Source organism: Micromonospora marina (genome assembly GCF_900091565.1).
Taxonomy (GTDB): Bacteria; Actinomycetota; Actinomycetes; order Mycobacteriales; family Micromonosporaceae; genus Micromonospora; species Micromonospora marina.
The window spans coordinates 113955-122105 of sequence record NZ_FMCV01000021.1 but is presented as its reverse complement, the minus strand read 5'-3'; the positions used below and the strand labels follow the sequence as shown (position 1 = coordinate 122105).

Sequence of the window (8151 nt, the reverse complement as noted above, 5' to 3'; positions counted from 1 at the left end):
ACGACTGTGACCTCGTGTCCGGCGGCGGCCAGGGCGACCGACAGGGCGTGGACGTGGCGGCCGAGGCCACCGACGAGCACCGGCGGGTACTCCCAGGAGAGCAGCAGCACCCGCAGGCGCCGGGCGGGCTGGATGTCGATCACTTCGGCGTCAGCTGACACGCGGCCCCCTTTGAGTTGTGGCGTCCCCACCCGAGGCGGCGTCGCCGCGGTGTCCGGTGGGGTCGCCACCCATCCTGCCGAGGGGTCGATAACCGGGGGCGACGCGCCGGTTGCCGGTCTGTAACGCGTTACCGGCGCATCCGCCGCGCGCGCAGCAGCTCGGCCACCGACCACGCCTGGAACGGGCATCCGGTGGCCGCGTGCGGCGCCGCGCCGTCGGCGGTCTCGCTCACCGAGCCCAGGCCGTCCTCGGCGAGGTGGCCCACCAGACCCACCAGCAGGTCGTCGGTGGGCAACCCGGCCCGGCGGTAGGCGTCCAGCAGCGGTCCGGTCAGCCACGGCCAGACGGTGCCCTGGTGGTACGCGGAGTCCCGGTCGGCGGGCCCGCCCCGGTGCCGCCCGGCGAAGCCGGGGGAGTCCGGGGCGAGGCTGCGCGGCCCGAGCGGGGTGAACAGCGCCTCGGTGATCCGGCGCAGCGTGGCCTCGTCCGGCTCCAGCGGGGCGTGCGGCAGGGACCAGGCGAGCAGCTGGTTGGGCCGCAGCAGGTCGTCGTCGTGGTGCGCGGCGCCGCCCAGCGGGTACGCGGGCGCCGGGGCGTCCACCACGTCGTGCAGCCAGCCGACCGGGGCGGGGAAGCGCTCCCGGAACGCGGTGACGGCCCGGCGGTGCAGGTCGTGCAGCCCGGCGGCGTCGCGTCCGGCCAGCTCGGTCAGCTCGGCGACCCCGGCCAGCCCGTTGATCCACAGCGCGTTTACCTCGACCGGCTTGCCGGTACGCGGGGTCACCGGCACCCCGTACACCCGGGCGTCCATCCAGGTGAGCGCCACGTCCGGCGGGCCGCCCTGGGTCAGCAGCCCGTCGGCCGGGTCGACGCCGATGCCGTACCGGGTGCCCGCCACGTGCGCCTCCATGACGCGGTGCAGCGCGGGCAGCAGCTCGTCGCCCAGGTCGGTGTCACCGGTGACCGTGACGTGCCGGTGCACCGCGTGCAGGAACCACAGCGTCGCGTCGACGGTGTTGTACTCGACCCGGCCGGTGTCGGCCGTGTTCGCCAGCATGCCCTCGTTCAGCGTGGCCGCGTACGCCCGCAGCAGGTCCCGCCCCTCGTCGGCCCGGTTCGTGCACAGGAACAGACCCTCGTAGGAGATCATCGTGTCCCGCGACCACGCCCCGAACCAGGGGTAGCCGGCGACCACGTCCGGGCCGGTGGCGGTGCGTACCACGAACGCGTCGGCGGCGAGCGCGAGTGTCGCCTCGACCGCGTCGCCGGGTTTCGCCGCGGCCACCACGGCCCGGCTGCGCCGCCGGGCCGCCTCGACCACGGCGGTCGCCGGTGGCGGCTCCTCGGCCAGGTCGTCCGCCCAGGCCAGCACCGACACGGTCGCGCCCGGCTCGTCGAGTGCGCCGGTGAACCGGCCCGCGTACCAGAGGTCCTCGTCCGGGTGCAGGCCGCGTTCTGCCTCGGTGCGGTGGCGTACCCCGTGCCACCACTGCCCCCGCGGGGTCCAGTCCGGCCCGGCCAGGCGGTACGCGCCGTCGACCACGGCGCCGCCGGCCGCCGGTTCCAGCCGGGGCGCCGGGCCGTCGGCGCGCCGCTCGCCGTGCGCGTCGCGCCAGGTGCAGGCCGCGGCCAGGTCCAGCCGCACCGGGCCGCCGGAGATCAGCCGGTGCACCACCGCCACGCAGGAGCGGCCGTACGTCATGGCGATCTCCCGCTCGATCACCACGTCGCCGACGCGCCACCGCCAGCGCGGCACCCCGTCGGCCAGGTCGAAGTGTTCCAGCAGCTCGAAGCCGCGCGGGTCGACCACGCCCGAGGACCACTCGTGCGCGCCGAGGCGGACCTGCCGCCCCGAGGGCAGCGTCACCGCCGGGTCGAGGCTCACGAGTCCCACCTTGCGGGACGCTGGCGTGTCTCCGGCCACCACGAGCAGCCCGTGGTACCGGCGGGTACGCAGCCCGGCGACGGTGCCCATGGCGTATCCGCCACGCCCGTCCGTGACCAGCCATTCCCGCGCGGCGGCGGTGGACAGCTCGCCGCAGGATCGCGGCCCGAAACGGATGTCGATCAACTTTCCTCCACCGGCAGCGAGGTGTGACATGCCACGGCGACAATGGCCGCTGTGGAGAAGTACCCGGGCGGCGTCGAAAATGTGCCAGTGATCACCGACCGGTCGACCTCCACGTTCCCCGACCCCGAGCGGCACCGGCTCGCCCAGGCCGACGCCGGCGAGCAGGACTGGCGCGCATGGGGCCCCTATCTGTCCGAACGGGCGTGGGGGACGGTACGGGAGGACTACAGCGAGCACGGCACGGCGTGGGACTACTTCCCCCACGACCACGCGCGGTCCCGAGCGTACCGGTGGAACGAGGACGGCATGGCCGGCGTCTGCGACGACCGGCAGACGTTCTGCTTCGCCCTCGCCCTGTGGAACGGGCGCGACCCGATCCTCAAGGAGCGGATGTTCGGCCTCGGCGGCGACGGCGGCAACCACGGCGAGGACGTCAAGGACTACTGGTGGTACCTCGACAGCACCCCGACGCACTCCTTCATGCGCTGGCGCTACCACTACCCGCAGGCCGCCTTCCCGTACGACGAACTGGTCGCGGAGAACGCGCTGCGCGGCCGGGACGACACCGAGTACGAGCTGGTCGACACCGGCATCTTCGACGACGACAGGTACTGGGCGGTCACCGTCGACTACGCCAAGGCGTCCCCGACGGACATGTGCGTGCTGGTCACCGTGGCGAACCGGGGCGACCGGGACGAGACGCTGCACGTGCTGCCCACGCTGTGGTTCCGCAACACCTGGGCGTGGGGCCTGCCCGGCGCCGACCGGATGCCGAAGCTGACCGGCGTGGAGTCCGGGGAGCGGGCCGGCGCCCGGCTCGTCGGTGACCACTGGGTGCTCGGGCAGCTCCTGCTGGAAGGCGACGGCGACCCGGTGCCGCTACTGTGCGACAACGAGACGAACGCCGAGCGGCTGTGGGGGCTGCCGGGGCGGTCGGCGTACCCGAAGGACGGCATCAACGACCACGTCGTGGCCGGCGCCGCCACCGTCAACCCGGACCGCACCGGCACCAAGGGCGCGCTGCACTACGTGCTGGACGTGCCGGCCGGCGAGCAGCGGCAGATCCGGTTGCGGCTGACCCGTACCGCGCCGCCGCCGGCCGCCGCGCCCCCCGCCCCGGCCGACCTGGGCGACGGGTTCGACACCGTGCTCTGGGCGCGCCGCGCCGAGGCGAACCGGTTCTTCGACAGCGTCATCCCGGCTGCCGCCACCGCCGACGAGGCCCTGGTGGCACGCCAGGCCATCGCCGGGCTGATGTGGGGCAAGCAGTTCTACCACTTCGACGTCGAACGCTGGCTGGCCGGCGACCCCGGCTCCGCGCCGCCGCCGGCCGGCCGCCGGCACGGGCGCAACAGCGCCTGGTGGCACATGAACAGCTTCGACGTGATCTCCATGCCGGACCCGTGGGAGTACCCCTGGTACGCCGCCTGGGACCTGGCCTTCCACTGCGTCACGATCGCCCGGGTCGACCCGGGCTTCGCCAAGGAGCAGATCCTCCTGCTGCTGCGGGAGTGGTACCTGCACCCCAACGGGCAGATCCCGGCGTACGAGTGGGCGTTCGGCGACGTGAACCCGCCGGTGCACGCCTGGGCGGCGCTGAAGGTCTTCGAGATCGACGGCTCCCGCGACCACGAGTTCCTCGCCCGGGTGATGCACAAGCTGCTGCTCAACTTCACCTGGTGGGTCAACCGCAAGGACACCGGCGGCAACAACGTCTTCGAGGGCGGCTTCCTCGGGCTGGACAACGTCGGCCCGTTCGACCGCTCGGCCGCGCTGCCGGTCGCCGGGGTGCTGGAGCAGTCCGACGGCACCGGCTGGATGGCCATGTACGCGCTCAACCTGCTCGACATGGCGATCGTGCTGGCCGAGCACGACCGCTCGTACACCGACACCGCCACCAAGTTCTTCGAGCACTTCGCGTACATCGCCGCGGCGGCGTACCACCAGGGGCTGTGGGACGCCGAGGACGCGTTCTTCTACGACGTGCTGCGGCTGGCCGACGGCACGCAGGTGCCGCTGAAGGTCCGCTCGGTGGTCGGGCTGCTGCCCCTCGCAGCCGTCACCCGGCTGACCGCCCGGACCATGCGCCGCCTGCCCGAGCTGGGCGCGCGGCTGCGCTGGTTCCTCACCAACCGCCCCGAGTACGCCGAGGTGATCGGCGCCCGCCGGCTCGGGCCCGACGGCCGCCAGCAGCGGCTGCTGTCGATGGTCGCACCGGACCAGGTGGTGCGGCTGCTGGCCCGGATGCTCGACACCGACGAGTTCCTCTCCGAGTACGGGCTGCGCACGCTGTCCCGCGCCCACCTGGACAAGCCGTTCACCGTCGCGCTCGGCGGGCAGGAGTTCAGCGTCGGCTACGAGCCCGCCGAGTCGACCAGCGGCCTGTTCGGCGGCAACTCCAACTGGCGCGGCCCGATCTGGATGCCGACGAACTTCCTGCTGATCAGCGCGCTGCGGGACTACGCCGCGTTCTTCGGCGACGACCTCCAGGTCGAGTACCCGACCCGGTCCGGGGTGAAGCGGACGCTCGACGAGATCGCCGACGACCTGTCCGCACGGCTGATCTCGCTGTTCACCCGCGACGACTGGGGACGGCGGCCGATCTACGGGGCCGCGCAGCTGTTCCAGACCCACCCGGACTGGCGCGACCTGATCTGCTTCCCGGAGTACTTCCACGGCGACAACGGCGCCGGCCTGGGCGCCTGGCACCAGACCGGGTGGACCGCGCTGGTCGCCGACCTGATCCTCACCTTGCGCCGCTGAGGCCGGGGCGCGACGGGTCCCGCCGCGCCCCGGGCCCCGCGCCTCACGGCAGCGGCAGGAACGCCAGCCGGGCGTGGTACTCCCCGGCCATCGTCACGGTGTCGCTGCCGACCCACAGACCGCTGTCGGTCGCGTACAGCTCCTGGGTGCCGACGCCGCGGTCCTTGGTCGGGTTCCACGGCAGCGCCCTGCCGGTGGCGGGGTGGATCGCCCCGATACCCGGCCGGGACACCGCCCCCGGACCGGCCGAGTTGCGGCCCAGCGGGTTGTCCAGCCAGCGCTGGTGGCCGCCGACGTACACCGCCGCTCCGGTCACCGCCACCGACAGCAGCGTGTCGCCGCCGGTGTAGTTGGCCCACGTCGGCTGCTTGCCGCCGGTGGCGGTGCCGAACTCGAAGCGCGCCGCGGTGTCGCAGAGCGTGCCCGGGAACGGGCCGCCGGTGGTCACCACCGCGAACCAGGTGCCGTCCGGTGAGATGTCGACGCCGCGCATGTAGACGGGCATCGTCCTCGCGCACTGCGGCTGGTAACGGTCGGTGGCCCAGCCGGAGAGCGTGGCGCCCGCCGTGCTCAGGTCGGCGACGGCGATCTGGTGCCGCGCCACGCCCGCGACGCTGCTGAAGCCGCCCACGAACACCAGCCGCCGGCCGTCGGCGGAGACGTCCAGCGCCTCGACCTTCACCGGCGCGGTGGCGCCGGACGTCGTCCTGCGCGGACCGGTCAGGTTCAGGTCGACCGACGCGTCGGCCGCCCCCGTGGTGGCGTTCACCGCCGCCAGGCCACGCCGGGTCACGCCGCCGACGGTCTGGAACGCGCCGCCGACTATCAGCCGGGTGCCGACCAGCCGTACGTCGTTCACCTGGTTGTTCAGCGCCGGCGTGGTGAACCCGGCGACCCGGGCACCGGTGGCCGCGTCGATCCGGGCCAGCCGGGACGCCGCGGTGCCGTTGACAGTGGTGAACGCGCCGCCGATGTAGAGCGAGCGGCCGTCCGGCGCGGCGGCGAGCGCCTTGACCGCGCCGTTCACCTGCGGCCGGAACGTGGTGTCGATCCGGCCGGTGCTCGCGTCGAGGGCCACCAGCCGGGGCATCGCCAGCTGGGCCGACCGCCCCGCGTTGCGCACCTTGGTGAACGTGCCCGCGACGTACACGCGGTTGCCGATCTGGAGGATGCGGTGCACCGTGCCGTCCAGCGCGTGCGGCGTCCAGTCGACCGGGTTCGTACCGACCACCGTGGTGTGTGCGGCGTTGACGGCCAGTGCCGGGGATCCCGGCAGCGCCGCGCCCGCGACGGCGAGCGTCGCGGCCACCGCGACGGCCGTGCACCGCCGGCCCCGGCGTCCAGGTGGATGATCGGGTGAGATCGTCATGGGCCGAAGCATGCCGTCCGACCAGGGATTCCGCAGTCGGGTAGCCGCCGGTAACCGGCGGCCGACCGGATAATCCGCGTGGTCCGTCCGGCGACCGGGCAGTACGGTGTGCGAGGTCCGCGAGGGGGAGGGGGACGCGATGCCGTCGCGCCGGGACGCCGCCGTGCTGGTGTTCGACGCCGACGACACGCTCTGGGAGAACAACGTCCTGTTCGAGCGCGTCATCGACGACTTCCTCACCTGGCTCGACCACCCCACGCTGGACCGGGCCCGGATCCGCGCGGTGCTCGACGACATCGAGCGCGCGAACGCCGTCGCGCACGGCTACGGCAGCAAGGTTTTCCTGCGCAGCCTCGGCGAGTGCCTGGAGAAGCTGCGCGAGCGTCCGGCCACCGCCCGGGAGCGCGCCGAGATCGAGCAGCTCGCCGCGGCGCTTGTCGGGCACCAGGTGGAGCTGATGCCCGGCGTGGCCGCGACGCTCGACGACCTGGCCGGTCGGCACGAGCTGCTGCTGCTGACCAAAGGCGAGCGCGAGGAGCAGCAGCGCAAGCTGGACGCATGCGGGCTGCTGCACCACTTCCGCGCCGCGCACATCGTGCCGGAGAAGGACGCGGACACCTACCGCTGGCTGGCCCGCGAGCACGCCTTCGACCCGGCCGCCGCCTGGATGATCGGCAACTCCCCGCGCTCGGACATCCTGCCCGCCCGGGCCGCCGGGATGAACGCGGTCTTCATCCCGAACGAGAACACCTGGGTCCTGGAGCACGACGAGCTGGACCCGTCCGACCAGCGGGTGATCCGGCTGGCCGCGTTCCCCGACCTGGTCCACCACTTCTGAGCGGGCCGGTAACGTCCGGGACGTGCCGCTGACCTTCCCGTCGCACCTGGCGCCGGTGCTGCCGCTGAAACTGTGGCGACCGGCCTGGTTCGACGGGGTGGCGCTGTGCACCGGTGCTGTCGCGCCGGACGCCGCGTACCTGTTCACCGGCACGTCGCTGGCCCTGGGCCTGCGGACGCACACGCTCGGCGGCCTGCTCTGGTGGTGCCTGCCGGTGGCCCTCGCGTACGCCTGGGTGGTGCGTCGCGTGGTCGCCGGCATCGCGGTGCACCTGCCCGCGCCGCGGTGGTTCGGCTGGCCCTGGTACGCGACGCTGGCCCGGGTGCGGCACCCCTGGCAGGTGACCGTCTGCTCGGCGCTGATCGGCGCGTTCAGCCACGTGGCGTGGGACCGGGTCAGCCACAGCGAACGCCTGCCCCGGATGCTCGGCGTCGCCGACTTCCGCGCGCTGACCGGCGTCTCCTGGTTACAGTTCGCGGACGTGGTCGGCGGCCTCGGCGGCGGGCTACTGGTGGTCGTCCTTGCCGTCTGCGAGGCCCGTCGCGCCGTGCGGACCGGTGGCGTAGGCGAACCCGCCCCGGAGGCCAACCCGGCGGTGTTCTGGCGGGTGGCGCTGGCGGTCACCGGGCTCGGCGCGCTGCTGATGCCCGCGCTGCCCGCGGCGGGCGTCCCCGCCCCGGCGGGCGTACGGGCGCTGCACGTGGCCGCGCTGGCACTGGTCGCGGGGGCCGTCGCGGCCCGGACCGTGGCACCGCGGCAGGCCGGGCGCAGCCCGCGTCTCGAAGTCGAACAGCGCGAAACCGGCTGACCCCGTTACGCCGACATGCCGCAGTTCGGCATAGACATCAATCACAACCGCAGTCTCCGGTCATCGCTTGTCCGGCCTGCGCGGACGTGCCTAACCTGAGCCGGCGTCCACGCCTCGTCGGGGTGAGACGGGGGCGCACC

6 protein-coding genes are annotated in these 8151 nt (G+C 73.7%); 3 read left to right on the top strand and 3 right to left on the bottom strand.

Translation table 11 applies throughout. The annotated features are described in order from the left end of the window. Together GA0070215_RS21855 and GA0070215_RS21850 are read right to left on the bottom strand one after the other, a co-directional pair. Window positions 1–161 (bottom strand): glycogen/starch synthase (locus GA0070215_RS21855; protein WP_279616575.1); only part of this gene is annotated, 161 nt, incomplete at its 3' end. 128 nt (window positions 162–289) lie between these two features. After that, a complete protein-coding gene (locus tag GA0070215_RS21850; RefSeq protein WP_091049201.1) occupies window positions 290–2233 on the bottom strand; it encodes an amylo-alpha-1,6-glucosidase in 1944 nt (647 codons plus the stop codon). Window positions 2234–2275: 42 nt separating this feature from the next. Between GA0070215_RS21850 and GA0070215_RS21845 the strand changes: the two genes are divergently transcribed. Next, window positions 2276–4996 carry an MGH1-like glycoside hydrolase domain-containing protein gene (locus GA0070215_RS21845; protein ID WP_091049197.1) on the top strand — a complete coding sequence of 907 codons (2721 nt, stop codon included), beginning with the start codon at window positions 2276–2278 and terminating at the stop codon, window positions 4994–4996. 43 nt (window positions 4997–5039) lie between these two features. Here GA0070215_RS21845 and GA0070215_RS21840 read toward each other — a convergent pair whose 3' ends face one another. Then, the gene (locus GA0070215_RS21840; RefSeq protein WP_231394865.1) at window positions 5040–6365 is read right to left on the bottom strand and encodes a hypothetical protein; all 1326 of its coding nucleotides are present in this window, start codon (window positions 6363–6365) and stop codon (window positions 5040–5042) included. A gap of 139 nt (window positions 6366–6504) precedes the next feature. Here GA0070215_RS21840 and GA0070215_RS21835 point away from each other — a divergent pair, with 139 nt between their 5' ends. Together GA0070215_RS21835 and GA0070215_RS21830 are read left to right on the top strand one after the other, a co-directional pair. Next, complete coding sequence (locus GA0070215_RS21835) at window positions 6505–7203, top strand: HAD family hydrolase (protein WP_036346554.1); 699 nt, start codon at window positions 6505–6507, stop codon at window positions 7201–7203. A gap of 22 nt (window positions 7204–7225) precedes the next feature. After that, window positions 7226–8011, top strand: a complete 786-nt coding sequence (locus tag GA0070215_RS21830; RefSeq protein WP_091049193.1) for a DUF4184 family protein — start codon at window positions 7226–7228, stop codon at window positions 8009–8011. Window positions 8012–8151: the final 140 nt, after the last annotated feature.